Annotated in this window: 17 protein-coding genes; 5 read left to right on the top strand and 12 right to left on the bottom strand. The window is 62.3% G+C overall.

The features are described from left to right. Positions 1-6 precede the first annotated feature (6 nt). On the bottom strand, positions 7-531 hold the full coding sequence (locus AC2T3R_RS08320; RefSeq protein ID WP_013971719.1) for a L,D-transpeptidase: 525 nt from the start codon (positions 529-531) through the stop codon (positions 7-9). A 40-nt stretch (positions 532-571) separates the two neighbouring features. Further along, positions 572-1,285, bottom strand: a complete 714-nt coding sequence (locus AC2T3R_RS08315; protein WP_013971718.1) for a TetR/AcrR family transcriptional regulator — start codon at positions 1,283-1,285, stop codon at positions 572-574. A gap of 215 nt (positions 1,286-1,500) precedes the next feature. On the opposite strand from AC2T3R_RS08315, the gene lexA reads away from it, so the two are divergent. Together lexA and sulA are read left to right on the top strand one after the other, a co-directional pair. Further along, positions 1,501-2,109 carry a transcriptional repressor LexA gene (gene lexA / locus AC2T3R_RS08310; protein ID WP_004376420.1) on the top strand — a complete coding sequence of 203 codons (609 nt, stop codon included), beginning with the start codon at positions 1,501-1,503 and terminating at the stop codon, positions 2,107-2,109. Positions 2,110-2,122: 13 nt separating this feature from the next. Then, positions 2,123-2,599: an SOS-induced cell division inhibitor SulA gene (sulA, locus tag AC2T3R_RS08305; protein ID WP_013971717.1), complete on the top strand. Its 477-nt coding sequence runs from the start codon at positions 2,123-2,125 to the stop codon at positions 2,597-2,599. A 49-nt stretch (positions 2,600-2,648) separates the two neighbouring features. On the opposite strand, the gene AC2T3R_RS08300 is transcribed toward sulA, so the two are convergent. The 7 genes from AC2T3R_RS08300 to AC2T3R_RS08270 form a co-directional block, all read right to left on the bottom strand. Beyond that, positions 2,649-2,882, bottom strand: a complete 234-nt coding sequence (locus tag AC2T3R_RS08300) for a hypothetical protein (RefSeq protein WP_410952568.1) — start codon at positions 2,880-2,882, stop codon at positions 2,649-2,651. A 50-nt stretch (positions 2,883-2,932) separates the two neighbouring features. Continuing rightward, complete coding sequence (locus AC2T3R_RS08295) at positions 2,933-3,448, bottom strand: DUF6586 family protein (RefSeq protein WP_004376432.1); 516 nt, start codon at positions 3,446-3,448, stop codon at positions 2,933-2,935. 258 nt (positions 3,449-3,706) lie between these two features. Further along, positions 3,707-6,316: a type I DNA topoisomerase gene (gene topA / locus AC2T3R_RS08290; RefSeq protein WP_015269531.1), complete on the bottom strand. Its 2,610-nt coding sequence runs from the start codon at positions 6,314-6,316 to the stop codon at positions 3,707-3,709. Between the two features lie 100 nt (positions 6,317-6,416). Next, a complete protein-coding gene (locus AC2T3R_RS08285) occupies positions 6,417-6,668 on the bottom strand; it encodes a DUF1653 domain-containing protein (protein WP_023661154.1) in 252 nt (83 codons plus the stop codon). Between the two features lie 77 nt (positions 6,669-6,745). Then, entirely contained in the window at positions 6,746-7,921 is a 1,176-nt protein-coding gene (fadA, locus tag AC2T3R_RS08280) for an acetyl-CoA C-acyltransferase FadA (protein ID WP_013971712.1), read from the bottom strand. Between the two features lie 31 nt (positions 7,922-7,952). Beyond that, complete coding sequence (gene fadB, locus AC2T3R_RS08275; protein WP_486744914.1) at positions 7,953-10,100, bottom strand: fatty acid oxidation complex subunit alpha FadB; 2,148 nt, start codon at positions 10,098-10,100, stop codon at positions 7,953-7,955. A 646-nt stretch (positions 10,101-10,746) separates the two neighbouring features. After that, the gene (locus AC2T3R_RS08270; RefSeq protein ID WP_015269528.1) at positions 10,747-11,184 is read right to left on the bottom strand and encodes a hypothetical protein; all 438 of its coding nucleotides are present in this window, start codon (positions 11,182-11,184) and stop codon (positions 10,747-10,749) included. 110 nt (positions 11,185-11,294) lie between these two features. On the opposite strand from AC2T3R_RS08270, the gene AC2T3R_RS08265 reads away from it, so the two are divergent. Then, positions 11,295-11,735: a universal stress protein gene (locus AC2T3R_RS08265; protein WP_013971709.1), complete on the top strand. Its 441-nt coding sequence runs from the start codon at positions 11,295-11,297 to the stop codon at positions 11,733-11,735. A gap of 125 nt (positions 11,736-11,860) precedes the next feature. Here the strand turns inward: AC2T3R_RS08265 and AC2T3R_RS08260 are convergent, their stop codons facing one another. Beyond that, positions 11,861-13,789, bottom strand: coding sequence for an ATP-binding cassette domain-containing protein (locus tag AC2T3R_RS08260; protein ID WP_264209835.1), 1,929 nt, complete (start codon positions 13,787-13,789; stop codon positions 11,861-11,863). 221 nt (positions 13,790-14,010) lie between these two features. Here AC2T3R_RS08260 and AC2T3R_RS08255 point away from each other — a divergent pair, with 221 nt between their 5' ends. After that, entirely contained in the window at positions 14,011-15,936 is a 1,926-nt protein-coding gene (locus AC2T3R_RS08255; RefSeq protein WP_061302839.1) for a transglycosylase SLT domain-containing protein, read from the top strand. A 129-nt stretch (positions 15,937-16,065) separates the two neighbouring features. Here the strand turns inward: AC2T3R_RS08255 and AC2T3R_RS08250 are convergent, their stop codons facing one another. After that, positions 16,066-16,869, bottom strand: coding sequence for an MOSC domain-containing protein (locus AC2T3R_RS08250; protein ID WP_410952569.1), 804 nt, complete (start codon positions 16,867-16,869; stop codon positions 16,066-16,068). Between the two features lie 56 nt (positions 16,870-16,925). Next, on the bottom strand, positions 16,926-17,861 hold the full coding sequence (locus tag AC2T3R_RS08245; RefSeq protein ID WP_013971705.1) for a chemotaxis protein CheV: 936 nt from the start codon (positions 17,859-17,861) through the stop codon (positions 16,926-16,928). Positions 17,862-18,211: 350 nt separating this feature from the next. On the opposite strand from AC2T3R_RS08245, the gene AC2T3R_RS08240 reads away from it, so the two are divergent. After that, positions 18,212-18,721: a ferritin family protein gene (locus AC2T3R_RS08240; protein WP_367245549.1), complete on the top strand. Its 510-nt coding sequence runs from the start codon at positions 18,212-18,214 to the stop codon at positions 18,719-18,721. Positions 18,722-19,048: the final 327 nt, after the last annotated feature.

Genomic DNA, 19,048 nt, shown 5'->3' with positions numbered 1-19,048 from the left:
AATCCTTCATTGAAGACTGAGAGAAGCCCACTGGGGGCAGGCGGCCTGCTCGATGCGCACCGGGCAATGGGCCGGCACCTGCTCGAACAGGCTTAGCAAATCGATGTTGCGCAGGCGTATGCATCCATGGGACAGCGCTACGCCCAAGGGTTCCGTATCCGGGGTGCCGTGCAGGTAGATATAACGGCGGAAGGTGTCGACCGCACCCAGGCGGTTGACACCTGGCTCGCAGCCACTAAGCCAGAGGATGCGGGTGAGGATCCAGTCCCGGCCGGGGTATTGCGCATGCAAGGCCGGCGACCACACCTCGCCGGTCCAGCGCCGCCCGGCCAATACCGCATTCAGCGGCAAGCCCGCGCCGATCTTCGCTCGCACCTGGTGCAAGCCACACGGCGTGCAACCCGAGCCGTTGCGCTCGCCGGCGCCGTTGCGCGCCGTTGAAACCGGCAGGCGTACGCGCAGCTGGCCATCGGCAAAACCATAAAGGCGCTGATCGGCGAGGGAAATGTGCAGGAAGTCGAGGTCAGGCATGGGCGCTAGCTTAGCCGAAGCGCCCTGCCCCGCCCAGCCTTCAGGCCTTGGCGGTAGTGGCGCCTGCGCTGGTCTTGGTGCGCGGGCGCAGCTGCGCGGCGGCCATGGCGTCGTCAGTTACACCGCTATCGGCACGCATGCCCGCAGCCAGGAACGGCACCATCAGGCGCATTACCTGCTCGATCGAGGTATTGATGCCGAAATCGGTTTCGGCAATCGCCCGCAGGGCCTTGATACCAGACATGCTGAAGGCGGCAGCACCAAGCATGAAGTGCACGCGCCAGAACAGCTCCAGCGGCGGAATGCGCGGCGCGGCCTCGTTGACCAGTAGCATGTAGCGGCGGAACACCTTGCCGTACATGTCTTCCAGGTAACGCCGCAGGTGGCCCTGGCTCTGGCTGAAGGCCAGGCCCAGCAGGCGCATGAAGATCGACAGGTCGTTGTTGCTGCGCGGCTGCACGGCCAAAGCCTGCTCGACCAGCATTTCCAGCAACTCCTCGAGGCTCGGCTTGTGCTCAGGCTTGGCCTGGCGCCGCTCCAGCTCACGTTCGAGGCTGGCGCAGAACGGCCCGAGGAAGCGCGAAAACACTGCCTGGATCAGGGCCTTCTTGGAGCCGAAGTGATAGTTGACCGCCGCCAGGTTGACCCCGGCCTTGCTGGTAATCAGCCGCAACGAGGTTTCTGCGAACCCCCTTTCCGCGAACAGCTGCTCGGCAGCATCGAGAATGCGTTCAACGGTTTCCGATTGGGCCATGACTACTCCGACTACTCCGCCAGACAAACAGGTGTTTGAAACATACGTTTCAGCCCTGCTTCTGTCAAGGCTCGGTGACCGGCCGGTCGCCATTTAAAAGCGCCAGGAGGGCGGCTGCAAGCGCCATTGCTGCTGTTTATTGCAGGTTTTGGCTTGCAGCGCATCCGGTACTGTATATAATCCCAGTCACTGTACAAAAAGACAGAGCGCTCACCATGTTGAAACTGACGCCACGCCAAGCCGAAATTCTCGCGTTCATCAAGCGTTGCCTGGAAGACAACGGCTTCCCGCCGACGCGCGCCGAGATTGCTCAGGAGCTGGGCTTCAAGTCGCCCAACGCCGCCGAGGAACACCTCAAGGCCCTCGCCCGCAAGGGCGCGATCGAGATGACCCCGGGCGCCTCCCGTGGTATTCGCATCCCCGGCCTGGAAGCCAAGGCCGAAGAAAGCGGCCTGCCAATCATCGGCCGGGTTGCCGCCGGTGCGCCGATCCTTGCCGAACAGCACATCGAGCAATCCTGCAACATCAACCCCGACTTCTTCCACCCCCAGGCCGACTATCTGCTGCGCGTACACGGCATGAGCATGAAGGACGTCGGCATCTTCGATGGCGACCTGCTGGCGGTACACACCTGCCGCGAAGCCCGCAATGGCCAGATCGTCGTGGCCCGCATCGGCGACGAAGTCACCGTCAAGCGCTTCAAGCGCGAAGGCAGCAAGGTGTGGCTGCTTGCCGAAAACCCCGAATTCGCCCCCATCGAAGTCGACCTGAAAGAACAGGAGCTGGTGATCGAGGGCTTGAGCGTCGGCGTCATTCGCCGCTGATCCAGGAGGCGTCATGCAGCAGTTCATTCACGTACCCGAGCAAGCTCAGTTGCCATTGTTCGAAGCATTCCTCGCCCAGCCCGTACTGCCTGGCCTGAAAGCCAGCGAAGTGGCGCGCAAGAGCAGCCAGCCCGAGCTGTTCAGCGAACTGTCGCTGCGCGGAGCCCCCGGGCATTGCCAAAGCCTGCTGGCACCCGTGCTGCGCGAACTGAGCGAAGAGGACGAGACCCGCTGGCTGACCCTGATCGCCCCGCCGTCGAGCCTGACCCAGGCCTGGCTGCGCGATGCCGGGCTCAACCGTGAACGCATCCTGCTGCTGCAACCTCGTGGCAATCAAAGCCCGCTTCAACTGGCCTGCGAAGCCTTGCGTCTGGGCCGCAGCCACACCGTCGTCAGCTGGCTGGGCAATGTCAACGCCACTGCGCGCCAGCAATTGCTGCGCGCTGCCAGTGCCGGAAACGCACAAAGCCTGAACATCCGCCTCGGCTGATGTTCAGGCTTTGCCTGTCACTGCATAAAACCTGATGCCCTGCTGCACATCAGTGCAGCACTCGCGGCCCTTCATCACGCTCAAGCTCGCCATCCATCAGGCGACCGGCCATCTGTACGCCCATGCTGAGCATGGCCTTGGCCACTTCCACATGCTGACCCTGCAGAAACGCCTTGGCGTCTTCCGAGAAATCCAGGGTTACCAGAGAGCCCTCATCCTCGGCGCGACGCAGTTCGATGCGGCCATCAGGCAACTCGACAATTTCCAGAAACGACGTAGACATAAATGGCAGTTCTCCGCGAAAGGCCAGCATTGTACCAGCCGTAGCAGCTATCAGCACTCACTCAACGCGTCACGGAAACGTCTCACCAGGCCTTTGAGGTCGCTGCGCCAGCTTTCCAGTTCGGCATGCGACAGCGCCGGATGCTCGGGCTCATCGAGATTGACCGCCTGGATCAATGGCTGGGTAACGTCGGTTTTCGGCGTTTTTTTCGCGACCGGTGGTCGGAACAAATCGGCATAAGCACCAAGCATTTGTGCCAGCCAGGTTTCGCGCTGGCGGGCCAGCTCCAGCAGCTCGGCCACTTCCGGGATGGCGATACCGTTCAGGGCGTCGTCAGCCAGTGCTTGCTCGACAGTTGCAACAACTGGCAGGCGGTAGAAGCCACCAATTTCATGACACAGGCCCAACAATGCGCCGTAGAGATGGAACAGCGCCGACTCGCGTTCGGCCTGGACCAGGCCCTGGGCATTCATGGCCTGGCTTTGTTCGGCCTTGGCCATGGACTCCAGGGCGAGGCCGGCAAAGAACAGTTTCTGATTGGTGCGGGTGTAGAGTTCCTGGGCCATTTCAGTGACCTCCCTAAGGCTGCAAGGCGGATAGCTGCATCATAAATGATTGGGGCCGCTTTGCGCCCCTACGCAGGCTTGCCCCGCCTGACCGGTTAACGCGGTCAGCTGTAGGAGCGGCCTTGTGTCGCGAAAGGGCTGCAAAGCAGCCCCAGCAATTTGTGCATCTGCGCTGAAATCCTGGGGCTGCTTTGCAGCCCTTTCGCGACACAAGGCCGCTCCTACAAGGGCGCGCGCAGGTCAGAGACTGATGAAGAATCAGCGCTTGTCTTCAACCTTCCACGCATTGCCGTCGTAGAACGCCTTCCAGCCGGTCGGCTTGCCATCAACCTCGGACTGCACATACTGCTCCTTGGTCTTGCGGCTGTAGCGGATCACTGCAGGGCGGCCTTCCGGGTCTTTCTGCGGTGCATCGCACAGGAAGTGGTACTTCGGATCGATCTCATGCTTGTGCGGCACGATCTCCAGCACCAGCGGTGCGCGGGTTTCGCGGTTCTTGGGGAACTGGCTGGCGGCCAGGAACAGCCCCGAAGCGCCATCACGCAGCACGTAGGTATCGTCGACCTTCTCGCACTTGAGCTCTGGCATGTCCACCTTGTCCATCTTCGGTGGCGCCGCCTCGCCGCTCTTGAGCAGTTTGCGAGTGTTCTTGCACGCCGGGTTGGTGCAACCGAAGAACTTGCCGAAGCGGCCAGTCTTCAACTGCATCTCGCTGCCACACTTGTCGCACTCCAGGCTCGGCCCTTCGTAACCCTTGATGCGGTAGTTGCCTTCCTCGATCTCGTAGCCAGCGCAATCCGGGTTGTTACCGCAAATGTGCAGCTTGTGCTTCTCGTCCAGCAGGTAGGCATCCATCGCCGTGGCGCAGATCGGGCAGCGATGCTTGCCCAGCAACACGCGGGATTCCGATTCGCCCTCGTCGTCGGCGGCAATCTCGTCGCCCGGCACCAGGTTGACGGTGGCCTTGCAGCGCTCTTTCGGCGGCAGGCTGTAGCCCGAGCAACCGAGGAACACGCCGGTGGAGGCGGTGCGGATCATCATCGGCCGGCCACATTCCTTGCACGGAATGTTGGTCATGGTCGGTTGGTTGGCGCGCATGCCGTCTTCGCTGGACTCGGCGGTCTGCAGTTTCTTGCTGAAGTCGCCGTAGAACTCGTCGAGCACGTTCTTCCAGTCACGCTCGCCCTGGGCCACGTCGTCGAGGTTCTCTTCCATGTCGGCGGTAAAGCCGTAGTCCATCAGGTTGGAGAAGCTTTCGGACAGGCGCTCGGTGACGATGTCGCCCATCTTCTCGGAATAGAAGCGGCGGTTGTGCAGGGTCACATAGCCACGGTCCTGAATGGTCGAAATGATCGCCGCATAGGTCGACGGGCGACCGATGCCGCGTTTTTCCATTTCCTTGACCAGGCTGGCTTCGGTGAAGCGCGCCGGTGGCTTGGTGAAGTGCTGGCTCGGGTCGATCTGGATCAGCTTCAGCGCTTCGCCCTGGACCATTTCCGGCAACACGTCGTCTTCGCCAGGCTTGCTCTGTTGCGGCAGCACACGGGTGTAACCGTCGAACTTGAGGATACGGCCCTTGGCACGCAACTCGAAGTCGCCTGCAGCCACGGTGACGCTGGTGGACAGGTATTGCGCCGGCGGCATCTGGCAGGCCAGGAACTGGCGCCAGATCAGCTCATACAGGCGCTCGGCGTCACGCTCCATGCCACTGAGCTTGCTCGGGTGGGTGTTCACGTCGGAAGGACGAATCGCTTCGTGCGCCTCCTGGGCGCCTTCCTTGCTGCCGTACACCAGCGGTGCCTCGGGCAGGTACTGCTTGCCGAACTCGCGCTCGATGTAGCTGCGCGCCATATCCAGGGCGTCGGCCGACAGGTTGGTCGAGTCGGTACGCATGTAGGTGATGTAGCCGGCTTCGTACAAGCGCTGGGCCATCATCATGGTTTTCTTCACACCGAAGCCCAGGCGGTTGCTGGCGGCCTGCTGCAAGGTGGAGGTAATGAACGGTGCCGACGGCTTGCTGCTGGTCGGGCGGTCTTCGCGCTTGACCACGCTGTAGCTGGAAGCCTTGAGCTTCTCCAGCGCGGCCATGGCCTGGGCTTCGTTCAGCGGTTTGAAGGCCTCACCCTTCTCGCGGGCCACTTCGAAACGCACCTTGGCGTTCTTGGCGGTGCCGAGGTCGGCGTGGATTTCCCAGTACTCTTCCGGGATGAACGCGCGGATTTCACGCTCGCGCTCCACCACCAGCTTCACCGCCACCGACTGTACACGGCCGGCGGACAGGCCACGGGCGATCTTGGCCCACAGCAGCGGCGAAACCATGTAGCCGACCACGCGGTCGAGGAAACGCCGCGCCTGCTGCGCGTTGACCCGGTCGATATCCAGCTCGCCCGGCTGCGAGAAGGCTTCCTGGATGGCCTTCTTGGTGATTTCGTTGAACACCACGCGCTTGTAGCGGGTGTCGTCGCCGCCGATGGCCTCGCGCAGGTGCCAGGCAATGGCTTCCCCTTCGCGGTCCAAGTCGGTTGCGAGATAGATGGTGTCGGCGTCCTTCGCCAGGCGGCGCAGCTCTTCGATCACCTTTTCCTTGCCAGGCAGGATCTCGTACTTGGCCTTCCAGCCGTGGTCGGGGTCGACGCCCATGCGTGCCACCAGCTGGCGGCGGGCCTTTTCCTTCGGCGACAGGGCCGGAGCCTCACCCGCGGCCTTGCCACGCTTGGCGGCTGGCTCTTTGCTGGCGCTGGCCGAACCGCTGGTGGGGAGGTCTCGGATATGGCCGATACTCGACTTCACCACGTACTGGTTGCCCAGGTACTTGTTGATGGTCTTGGCCTTGGCCGGGGATTCCACAATGACCAGCGATTTGCCCATGGATCGGAGTATTCCTGAATCTGAAGATGAAAAACGCGTCAGGTGCCAGACGCGGCACCGCTATATATAGTGGCAAAAGTGTGAGGTCAAGTTCGGACTATCACTCGTGCGACTTGCCCAGCAACCCGGGCAGCCCCTCTTCGGCCTTGACCAAAGCAAAGCGTGGCACCTGCTCGCCGTCAACCTCGACGGACTCCTGGAACATCGAAAGTGGCCGTACCCAGAAGCTGTAATCACCATACAGGCATTGGTAGAACACCATCCACTCTTCGCTCTCGGAGTGCCGCGCAACACTGAAGACACGGTACTCAGGCCCTTTGTAATGCCGGTATACGCCTGGTTGTATCTGCATGTTGCCCACCCTCTTGAATAAAACCTGTAAAAAACAAAACCGGGGCACAAGGCCCCGGTCGCTGTCCCGCTACGCGATCAGACGCGTTCGAAGACAGTGGTGATACCTTGGCCGAGGCCGACACACATGGTCGCCACCCCCAGGGTACCGCCATTCTGCTTCATGACATTGAGCAGGGTGCCGGAAATCCGCGCCCCGGAGCAACCGAACGGGTGGCCCAAGGCAATGGCGCCGCCGTGCAGGTTAACCTTCTCATCCATCTTGTCGAGTACTTTCAAGTCTTTCAGCACTGGCAGGGCCTGTGCAGCGAAGGCTTCGTTGAGCTCGATGAAGTCGATGTCGGCCATGGTCAGGCCAGCACGCTTGAGGGCTTTCTGGGTCGACGGCACCGGGCCGTAGCCCATGATTGCCGGGTCGACACCAGCTACCGCCATGGAACGGATGACCGCCAATGGCTGGATACCCAGGTCCATGGCGCGCTGACCGGACATGACGATCATGCACGATGCACCGTCGGTGATCTGCGACGAGGTACCGGCAGTGACGGTACCGCCTTTCGGGTTGAACGCCGGCTTCAGCGACGCCAGGCCTTCGAGGGTGGTTTCCGGGCGAATGGTTTCGTCGAAATCGAACACCTTCAGGAAGCCGTTCTCGTCGTAGCCCTGCATCGGGATGATTTCATCCTTGAACTTGCCTTCTACCGTGGCCTTGTGGGCCAGCTGGTGCGAACGCAGGCCGAACAGGTCCTGCTGCTCACGGGTGATGCCGTGCATCTTGCCGAGCATTTCCGCGGTCAGGCCCATCATCCCGGAAGCCTTGGCGGCATGCAAGGACAGGTGCGGGTTGGGGTCGACGCCATGCATCATGCTGACGTGGCCCATGTGTTCCACGCCACCGACCACGAATACATCACCGTTGCCGGTCATGATCGCCTGGGCGGCGGTGTGCAGCGCGCTCATCGACGAGCCGCACAGGCGGCTGACCGTCTGCGCCGCGGAGGTGTGCGGGATCTGGGTCATCAGCGAGGCCATGCGGGCGATGTTCCAGCCCTGCTCGAGGGTCTGGTTGACGCAGCCCCAGATCACGTCCTCGACTTCTTTCGGGTCGACCTTGTCGTTGCGTTCCAGCAGCTTGCTGATCAGGTGCGCCGACATGTCTTCGGCGCGGGTATTGCGGTGCATGCCACCCTTGGAGCGGCCCATCGGCGTGCGACCGAAGTCGACAATCACCACGTCTCTTGGATTCAGGCTCATATCAAATCTCTCGCTCTAGCTCGTTGACCGCTCAGTTGAAGAAGCGCTGGCCGTTCTTGGCCATTTCACGCAGCTTCGCGGTCGGGTGGTACAGCGGCCCCAGGTCGGCGTATTGATCGGCCAGGGCAACGAATTCGGCCACACCGATCGAGTCGATGTAGCGCAGCGCACCACCGCGGAAGGGAGGGAAACCAATGCCATAGACCAGGCCCATGTCGGCTTCGGCGGCGGTTTCGACGATGCCGTCTTCCAGGCAGCGCACGGTCTCCAGGCACAGCGGGATCATCATCCAGTTGATGATGTCTTCGTCGGTGACTTCACGCTGCTCGAAGACGATCGGCTTGAGCACGTCGAGCACGGTGGCGTCGGCGACCTTCTTCGGCTTGCCGCGCTTGTCGGTTTCGTAGGCGTAGAAGCCCTTGCCGTTCTTCTGCCCCAGGCGGTTGGCCTCGTAAAGTGCGTCAACGGCCGAGCGGCGCTCGTCCTTCATGCGGTCCGGGAAGCCTTCGGCCATCACGTCGCGGCCGTGGTGGCCGGTGTCAATGCCGACCACGTCCATCAGGTACGCCGGCCCCATCGGCCAGCCGAACTTTTCCATGACCTTGTCGATACGTACGAAGTCGACACCGGCGCTTACCAGCTTGGCGAAGCCGCCGAAGTACGGGAACAGCACGCGGTTGACCAGGAAGCCCGGGCAGTCGTTGACCACGATCGGGTTCTTGCCCATTTTCTTGGCGTAGGCCACGGTGGTGGCAACCGCCACTTCACTGGACTTCTCGCCACGGATGACTTCCACCAGCGGCATCATGTGCACCGGGTTGAAGAAGTGCATGCCGACGAAGTTTTCCGGGCGCTTGAGCGCCTTGGCCAGCAGGTTGATGGAAATGGTCGAGGTGTTGGAAGCGAGGATCGCATCGTCCTTCACCTGGGCTTCCACTTCAGCCAGCACGGCCTGCTTGACTTTCGGGTTCTCGACCACGGCCTCGACGACGATGTCGACATTGGCGAAATCGCCATAGGACAGGGTCGGGCGAATGGCGTTGAGTGCCTCGGCCATCTTGGCCGGGGTCAGGCGGCCCTTCTCGACGCGATTGCCGAGCAGCTTGGAGGCCTCGTTCAGGCCCAGCTGGATGGCTTCCTCGCGGATATCCTTCATCAGGATCGGGGTGCCCTTGACCGCCGACTGGTAGGCGATGCCGCCACCCATGATGCCGGCGCCGAGCACGGCGGCCTGCTTCACGTCGTGGGCGATTTCGTCATGCGCCTTGGCCTTGCGCTTGAGTTCCTGGTCGTTGAGGAACAGGCCGATCAGGCTTTCGGCAACCGAGGTCTTGGCCAGCTTGGCGAAGCCTGCGGCTTCCACTTCCAGGGCCTTTTCACGACCGAAGTTGGCAGCCTTCTGGATGGTCTTGATGGCTTCGACCGGGGCTGGGTAGTTAGGGCCGGCCTGGCCGGCGACGAAGCCCTTGGCAGTCTCGAAGGCCATCATCTGCTCGATGGCGTTGAGCTTGAGCTTTTCCAGCTTGGGCTGGCGCTTGGCCTTGTAGTCCAGCTCGCCACTGATGGCGCGTTTGACCAGGTCAAGGGCACCGGCCATCAGCAGTTCAGGCGCGACCACGGCGTCGACGGCACCCACTTTCAGGGCGTCCTCGGCACGGTTTTCCTTGCCGGCGGCGATCCATTCGATGGCGTTGTCCGAACCGATCAGGCGCGGCAGGCGCACGGTACCGCCAAAGCCCGGGTAGATACCCAGTTTGACTTCCGGCAGGCCAATCTTGGCGCTGGTGGACATGACCCGGTAGTCGGCGGCCAGGCACATTTCCAGGCCGCCGCCCAGGGCGATGCCGTTGATGGCGGCGACGGTCGGCACTTCGAGGTCTTCGAAGGCGTTGAAAATGCGGTTGGCTTCCAGGTTGCCGGCGACCAGTTCGGCCTCGGGCAGCTTGAAGTTGTCGACGAACTCGGTGATGTCGGCGCCGACGATGAACACGTCCTTGCCACTGCTGACGATCACGCCCTTGACCGAGGCGTCGGCCTTGATGGCATCGACGGCCTGGCGCAGTTCGTTCAGGGTCAGGCGGTTGAACTTGTTGACGGACTCACCCTTGAGGTCGAACTTGAGCTCGACGATGCCACTTTCAAGAGCCTTAACCGTGATGGCTTTACCTTCGTAAATCATCAACTGATCTCCACGATATGGAAGCTGAACTGTACACGCCGATCGCTGCAGCAAAAGCAGGCCTAGCTGCCCTGCCCCAGGCACACCCGTCAGCGCGCTAGTCGGAAGTATGGCTTGGCGTCATGACATACAAACGCTCAATTCATACGCCCGTTTGATTTGGGTGTGCACACATTCTCCGAAAAGATCGGTGTTGTCAAATGCTCGCGAGCAAGGTGAAAACACGACTTTCCGGTCATTTTGTAGCGTCCCGGTACAAAACATGATGACAGTGATTGCTGACCATTCATGTCGGCGATTGACCATGAACCGCAGAAGAATGCTGCAGCTTTTGCCTTGCGCGGCGGCCTTGAACGGCTACACTGGCACTTGCTTGAATGCATACCCGGCCTGCCTGGCCTTTTCTGCGCAGCAGAACGCAAAGCGGCGACTTGGCACCCCACCCCTTCAGGGGATCGGCCAAGCCGCCGCTTTGTCGTTATAGAGGTTTAAGAAGCGCCGCATACCCTTGTAGGAGCAGCCTTGTGTCGCGATCGGGCTGCGCAGCAGCCCCGGCAATCTTTGCTTTTCTCTGATATCCCAGGGGCTGCTGCGCAGCCCGATCGCGACACAAGGCCGCTCCTACAGGGCCCGTGCAAGACAGGTCTCAAGCCAGGGCTTCGAGGACGTGGGCAATATCCTGCAACACAGCGGTATCACCCCGCTCGGTCCAGTACAGCGCGATCATCCGGGCATCGGCCTCGACCTTGTAGACACTCGCCGGCAAGCGTGCCAAGGCCTCCATGAAGCGTGGGTCCTCGCAGGGTTCACGCCACTGGTTCCACCACACCCCCGGGGTGATCTGCCAGAAGCAGAAGCTGTCCTCATGCCCGCGGCGACGGGCCCGGTGGTATTGCGGGCACGGGCTTGGCGGCTCCTTTTCCAGCCAGTGCGGCCACTGCTGCGGCGCCAGCTGCATGGCCAAACCCATGCGCCGAGCCTCCAGGCGCAGCTTCATCTGCTCGCTCTGCTTGCGCGAGGTGCGCAGCCAGGAAAGCGGGCTGAGAATCAGCGCGAGGATTGACACCACCAGCAATACCGTCATATCAGTAGTTCCCATAAAACGTTGCAAATGAGCTGGTTAGCCATTTTTCACGGAAGACCCGCCCGAAAGCGACCATACTTCTTCTATCGCGATTGTCAGGAGTTCCGCTCATGTCCTACGAACATCTTCTGGTCGCCGTCGACCTGACCGAAGAATGCGACCCGGTGATCAAGCGCGCCATGGCGCTGGCCGCGCCGTCGAATGCCAAGGTTTCGCTGGTACACATCGTCGAGCCGATGGCCATGGCGTTCGGCGGCGACGTGCCGATGGACCTGTCGCAGCTGCAACAGCAGCAGTTCGACCAGGCCAAGGAGCGCATGGACCGCCTGTTCAACAAATACCCGGACATCCACCGCGGCGACTCGCACCTGACCTATGGCCAGCCGCGCCAGGAAATCCACCAGCTGGCCAAGGACCAGAAGTGCGACCTGATCGTGGTCGGCAGCCATGGCCGTCATGGCCTGGCGTTGCTGCTGGGGTCCACGGCCAATGACGTGCTGCATGGTGCGCCGTGCGATGTACTGGCGGTGCGGTTGCAGAAGAAGGAATGATTCAACCGGTGCCGGCCTCTTCGCGGGCTTGCCCGCTCCCACAGGTTCTCCACAAGCCTTGAAAGCTGTGGTGATCCTGTGGGAGCGGGCAAGCCCGCGAAATGGCCGGGCCAGGCTAACGCCGATCAGCCTTCCAGCTCGGCCCAGCGCTCCACCAGCACATCCAGCTCACTCTGCAGCTTCTCGATCTTGGCCAGCACTGCCGAGGTTTCCGCAATCGGCCGCTGATAGAAGCCCGCCGCATTCACTTCTTCCTGGGCCTCGGCCATGCGCTGCTCCAGTTCGTCGATCTGCCCCGGCAGCATTTCCAGCTCACGTTGCAGCTTGTAGCTGAGCTTCTTCTTCGAACCCTCGGCCACCTCTGCAACAGGCGCTGGCGCCGGCTTGGCCTCTACCTTCTCCACCACCGCGCTGTTGAGCTCGGACTTGCCGCCCTTGCTCTCGGTCACGCCCAGCAGCTTCGGCGAGCCCCCTTGGCGAATCCAGTCCTCGTAACCACCGACGTATTCACGCACCTTGCCCTCGCCTTCGAACACCAGGGTGCTGGTGACGACGTTGTCGAGGAAGGCCCGGTCGTGGCTGACCATCAGCACGGTGCCCTTGTAGTTGGACAGCACCTCCTCGAGCAGCTCGAGGGTTTCCACGTCCAGGTCGTTGGTCGGCTCGTCAAGCACCAGCAGGTTGGCCGGCTTGCTGAACAGCTTGGCCAGCAACAGCCGTGCCCGCTCGCCACCCGAGAGCGCCTTGACCGGCGTACGGGCACGCTGAGGGCTGAACAGGAAATCGCCCAGGTAGCTCAACACATGGCGGTTCTGGCCGTCGATCTCGATGAAGTCCCGGCCTTCGGCCAAGTTGTCGATAACGGTCTTTTCCAGGTCGAGCTGGTGGCGCATCTGGTCGAAATAGGCCACTTCCAGCTTGGTGCCGCGCTCGACCTTGCCTGCGGTCGGCTCCAGGTCACCGAGCATCAGCTTTAGCAACGTGGTCTTGCCGGTACCATTCGCGCCCAGCAGGCCGATGCGGTCCTCACGCTGCAGGACCATGGAGAAGTCCTTGACCAGCACAGGCCCTTCCGGGTGATGGAAGCTGACGTTCTCCAGCACCATTACCTGCTTGCCGGACTTTTCCGCCGCCTCGATCTGGATGTTGGCCTTGCCCTGGCGCTCGCGGCGTTCGCTGCGCTCCACGCGCAGGGCCTTCAGTGCGCGTACGCGGCCTTCGTTGCGGGTACGGCGGGCCTTGATGCCCTGGCGAATCCATACCTCTTCCTGGGCCAGACGCTTGTCGAACAACGCGTTGGCGGTTTCCTCGGCGGCCAGTGCGGCCTCCTTGTGCACCAGGAAGCTGGCATAGTCGCCGTTCCAGTCGATCAGGCCGCCGCGGTCCAGTTCCAGGATGCGGGTGGCCAGGTTCTGCAGGAACGAACGGTCGTGGGTGATGAACAATACCGCGCCATTGAAGCCGCGCAGGGCCTCTTCGAGCCAGGCGATGGCACCGATGTCCAGGTGGTTGGTCGGCTCGTCGAGCAGCAGCAGGTCGGGCTCCGACACCAGCGCCTGGGCCAGCAGCACGCGACGGCGCCAGCCACCGGACAGTTCGGCCAGGGTCTTGTCGGCCGGCAGCTGCAGGCGGCTGAGGGTGCTTTCCACCACCTGCTGCAGGCGCCAGCCGTCACGGGCTTCCAGCTCGTGCTGGACGTGCATGAGTTTTTCCAGGTCTTCATCACCCTGGATGTTCAGGCTCAGGTGATGGAACTGCGCCAGCAGATCGCCCACACCATCCAGGCCTGCGGCCACCACGTCGAACACCGTGCGCTCGTCGGCCACCGGCAGCTCCTGCGGCAGCTCGCCGATCTTCAGGCCCGGGGCACGCCAGATTTCGCCGTCGTCGCCCTTCTGCTCGCCCTTGACCAGGCGCAGCATGCTCGACTTGCCGGTGCCGTTGCGGCCGATGATGCACACCCGCTCGCCACGAGCGATCTGCCAGGACACTTTGTCCAGCAGCGGCATGGCGCCGAATGCGAGGGACACATCGCTGAATTTGAGCAGGGTCATGTTGGTCTCCATAAATCGGGCGCGCATTCTACCTGACTTGGCCCCCGACGGCATCCGCCTGGTCATCCGGCAAGGGCTTTGCGACATCTGGTCGAACTTAATATCCCGATACAAGCACAGTGCTTTCACCCGCCGCCGGCAAACAGCTAAGCTAAGGCAATAGCTTCCAACAGTGCTGGCTCCGCCGTCACTTCCCCATGGTTCAACTGCCCGGACGTATCATGCGCAGCCGCCTGTTACATATTGCATCCTGCCTGCTGCTCACCGCCGCCACCTGCGCGGCGCAGGCCGCCGATCTTACCCTGCAACGCCAGTACTATGACGAGGCCAAGCGCGCGCTGGCCAAAGGCGACAAAGGCCCGTACCTGCGCTATGCCCAGGCCCTCAGCGACTACCCGCTGACGCCCTACCTGGCCTACGACGAACTCACCGCCCGCCTGAAAACCGCGAGCAACCAGGAAATCGAAGGCTTCCTTGCCAAGCATGGCGACCTGCCCCAGGCCAACTGGATGAAACTGCGCTGGTTGCGCTGGCTGGCCGAACGCGGCGAATGGAACACTTTCGTCAAGTACTACGACCCCAAGCTCAACTTCACCGAACTGGACTGCCTCAACGGCCAGTACCAGCTCAGCCACGGCCTGCGCGCCGAGGGTTTTGCCACGGCCGACAAACTGTGGAACGTCGGCAAGTCGCAGCCGGCTACCTGCGACACACTGTTCGGCATGTGGGCGGCCGAGGGCCAACTGACCGAGGCCAAGCGCTGGCAACGCACCAAGCTGGCGGCCCAGGCGCGCAACTACGGCCTGGCCAACAACCTGGTCAAGACCCTGACCACCCTCGCGCCGCAGGGGCGCCTGCTGGTAGAGGTGGCGCAGAAACCCGAGCTGCTCAACCAGCCGTCGCGCTTCACCCCGGCCAACGAAGCCATGTCCGACGTGGTCAGCCTCGGCCTGCGCCGCCTGGCCCGACAGGACCCGGAGCGGGCCATGGCGCTGCTCGACGACTACGCCCAGCGCATGCACTTTTCACGCGACGAGAAGGTGGCCATCGCCCGCGAAATCGGCCTGACCCTGGCGCGCCGCTACGACCCGCGCGCGCTCGACCTGATGACCCGTTATGACCCCGAGCTGCGTGACAACACCGTCAGCGAATGGCGCTTGCGCCTGCTGCTGCGCCTGGGCCGCTGGGAAGACGCCTACGAGCTGACCCGCCGCCTGCCCCAGGACCTGGCCAACAGCAGCCGCTGGAAGTACTGGCAGGCGCGCAGCCTGGAGCTGGCGCAACCGAACAACCCACAGATCCCGCTGCTGTACAAGACCGTGGCGCGCGAACGTGACTTCTACGGTTTCCTCGCTGCAGACCGGGCACAAACCCCTTACCAGCTGAACAACAAGCCGCTGGTGCTCAGCCCGCAGCTGGTCAACAAAGTCCGCAACACCCCGGGCATCCGCCGTGCCCTGGAGTTCCACGCCCGTGGCCAGATCGTCGAAGGCCGCCGCGAGTGGTACCACGTCAGCCGCCACTTCAGCCGCGACGAAATGGTCGCCCAGGCGCGCCTGGGCTACGACCTGCGCTGGTACTTCCCGGCCATTCGCACCATCAGCCAGGCGCAGTACTGGGACGACCTGGACATCCGCTTCCCGATGGCCCACCGCGACACCCTGGTGCGCGAGGCCAAGGTCCGCGGCCTGCATTCGAGCTGGGTCTTCGCCATTACCCGCCAGGAAAGTGCGTTCATGGAGGATGCCCGTTCCCCGGTCGGTGCCAGCGGCCTGATGCAGTTGATGCCGGCCACGGCCAAGGAAACCGCGCGCAAGTTCAGTATCCCGCTGGCATCACCGGCGCAGGTGCTCAACCCGGACAAGAACATCCAGCTGGGCGCGGCCTACCTGAGCCAGGTGCACAGCCAGTTCAACGGTAACCGGGTGCTCGCTTCGGCAGCCTACAATGCCGGGCCGGGACGCGTGCGACAGTGGCTCAAAGGCGCCAAGCACCTGAGCTTCGATGTGTGGGTGGAGTCGATCCCGTTCGACGAAACGCGCCAGTATGTGCAGAACGTACTGTCGTATTCGGTGATCTATGGGCAGAAGCTGAACTCGCCGCAGCCACTGGTGGATTGGCATGAGCGGTATTTCGATGACATGTGATTGCTACTGAGCCTGTGCCGGCCCTTTCGCGGGCTTGCCCGCTCCCACAGGTATTGCACCGGGTTTGAATGCGGTGCAGTACCTGTGGGAGCGGGCAAGCCCGCGAAAGAGCCGGAACAGGCAACACAGCTACTCCAGGATTTCGACCTTCATCCCTACCTCCAACCGCCCACCGCCATCCACCGCCAGGTTCTGCCCGAACAGTACATCCCCCTCCTTCTCGCGAAAGGTCCTGAGTGTGGCCATCGGCTCGCGGTCCTCGGTACGCTCGCCGGTAGCCGGGTCGATGGTGGTAAAGATGCAGCGCACACTGGGCTTGAGCACGCGAAATTCCAGGCTGCCGATACGGATCCGCTTCCACCCATCTTCGGCAAACGGTTCGGCCCCCTGCACCACCAGGTTGGGCCGAAAGCGAAGCACCTCCATGGGCCGGCCGATACGGCGGTCGAGTTCTTCCAGCGATCCCTGGTTGATCAGCAACAACGGGAAACCGTCGGGGAACGCCGCCCGGTCACTGTTGAAGCCATAGCCATTGGGCAGATAACGCGCGCGCTGCTCCGGGCAATACACCAGGCGCACGGCCTTGCCCAGCAACTGGCTGAGCCAGGCCGCCGCCGCATCGCCCGCATCCGGCACACGCAAGGTATCGCGCCAGATGGTCACGCCGCGCAGGGCGTCATCGGTAGGTGGCACAGGTACCCGCAAGGGAGTTTGCCCAGGTGATTCCAGCAGCAACTGGCCGCTGTCATCATCACTTGCCTTGATCTGGCCTAGATGAGGCCAGGCGCGCTGGGTAAGGAAGCGTCCGTTTTCTTCCTCCACCACCATCCAGCGCCGGTCGCCCTGCAACCCCAGCAACCCCACCGGTGAAGCCTGCAGGCGTTGCGCCTGCCCGGACTTCACCGGGTACCGATACAGCTCACTGAGAAACATCCCTGCCGCCTCGCGTCATGCCAAAACGCCAAGCTTATACCCGGCAGGGGCCGGGATCACGCAGTAGCGGCATCCAGCAACAGGCGTTGCTTGACCACGTCGACCAGGCGATCGGGCTGGAACTTGGACAGGAAGTTGTCGCAGCCTACCTTCTTCACCATGGATTCGTTGAAACTGCCCGACAGCGAGGTGTGCAACACCACGTACAGCCGGCGCAAACGGGCATCGCCACGGATCTCGGTGGTCAACCGGTAGCCGTCCATTTCCGGCATCTCGGCGTCGGTGAACACCATCAGCAGCTTCTCGCACACATCCTCACCAGCGTCGGCCCAACCCTTGAGCATGCGCAGCGCCTTCAGGCCATCACTGGCCACGTGCAGCTTCACGCCCAGCTGGGACAGGGTGTCGCGCAATTGCGCCAGGGCCACGCTGGAATCGTCCACCAGCAGCACTTCGCGGCCGCGGGCCCGGGCCAGCACCGGATCGGCGAGTTTGTCGCCGGAAACCCGGGCGTTGTAGGGCACGATCTCGGCCAGCACCTTCTCCACGTCGATCACTTCCACCAGCTTGTCATCGACCTTGGTGATGGCCGTCAGGTAATGCTGGCGTCCGGCGCTGGACGGCGGCGGCATGATCGCCTCCCAGTTCATGTTGACGATGCGGTCGACACCGCCCACCAGGAAAGCCTGCACCGAGCGGTTGTATTCGGTGACGATGATGGTGCTGTCCGGCCCCGGCTGCAGCGGGCGCATGCCGATCGCCTGGGACAGGTCGATCACCGGCAGGGTCTGGCCGCGCAGGTTGACTACGCCGCAGACGAAAGCGTGGCGCTGGGGCATCAGGGTCAATTTGGGCAGCTGCAGCACTTCCTGCACTTTGAACACGTTGATCGCGAACAACTGGCGGCCGGCCAGGCGAAACATCAGGATTTCCAGTCGGTTCTCACCCACCAGTTGCGTGCGTTGGTCTACCGTGTCGAGAATGCCAGCCATTGGAAAGCCCCCAGGCTTAAGTCGGAAAAAGTGAAATCAGCCACCCTGTATCGGCGGCTTCACGCACACCTTGACCCTTGCGGGAAAATGCCGTGAAGGCAATTGATATCACTTTACCATCATGCTTTACTGCGGGAAGCGCGGGTGATTCAGCGGGACAGCAAAAGTTCCCCACCTGAGGCCCTTATCAGGGAAACCCTTAGCCACAATCGGGTGAAACCTGATGTTCGCGATATCCTTTAGCCATTAATGTGACGCCATTCTCATTGCATGAATGGAGTCAGGCTTTTGCTAGCTATCGTTTTGGCGTGCCCGTCCCCTGTGCCAGCCCCACGCGCGGGGGCATCATGATGGACAGCGCCTTGTCGTTCGATAACGCCCTGCAGGGTTTCCTGCTGGATGCCCAGGTACTGCTGACCCAGGCCCAGGAATGCCTGCAGCATCTGGAACTGATCGACAACGACCCGGATGCTTGCCACTACCTGGAAAATGCCCTCGACAACCTCGCTCGACAGGCCGCACATCTGGGCCTGCGTGAAATCGCCCATTACACCACCGCCCTGCAGCAGTTGCTGGCACCGGCCTGCCAGGTCGGTTGCCTGCAGCGCGAAGCCCTGCCCGCAGTAGGGGCTTGCCTGACCCTGCTAGCCTGGCAGCTGGAACTGGTCGACCCTTGCACCGGGCGGCTTAACCTGGACATCGGCGAGCAGCTGGTGCTGCTGGGTGAACTGGCCAAGGCCGTGCAGCAAACGTTTGCACAACCTTGCACACCCTGCGATGAGCAAGGCAGCGTATGCATCCACCCGCATTCCGAGACGGCAGGCAGCACGCACTCCGGCCGCTCATCTGCTACCTATTGAACTGGCGCAAAATGCAGCCGGGCACGTTTATTCAGGCCCACCCTGGCCGAATCTGGAAAATTCTCGAGGCTTTTCAGGTTGGGGGGGCCAAGTTGAATCAACAGCGCACAAGTTCCATGGCAAGTGCCTGTTGCGCGATCAAGCAAAGCGGCACTTTGCCACCCTCCAGCGCCCGCCCCGCCGGCGTTTCATGGCGTTACCCGATCGCGACCAATGCACTGCGAAGTGGTAATATGCACCCCCAAAAACGCTTGCGAGCAGCAAGGTCGCAAGATCATGTGTTTGAAAGAAAAAGGCAAGTACTGCTCCAAAGCCTCTGACATGGAT

It is taken from the genome of Pseudomonas sp. PVC-5-1 (assembly GCF_057444345.1).
Note: the sequence above shows the minus strand (reverse complement) of the source record. Positions and strands in the feature narration are given on the sequence as shown.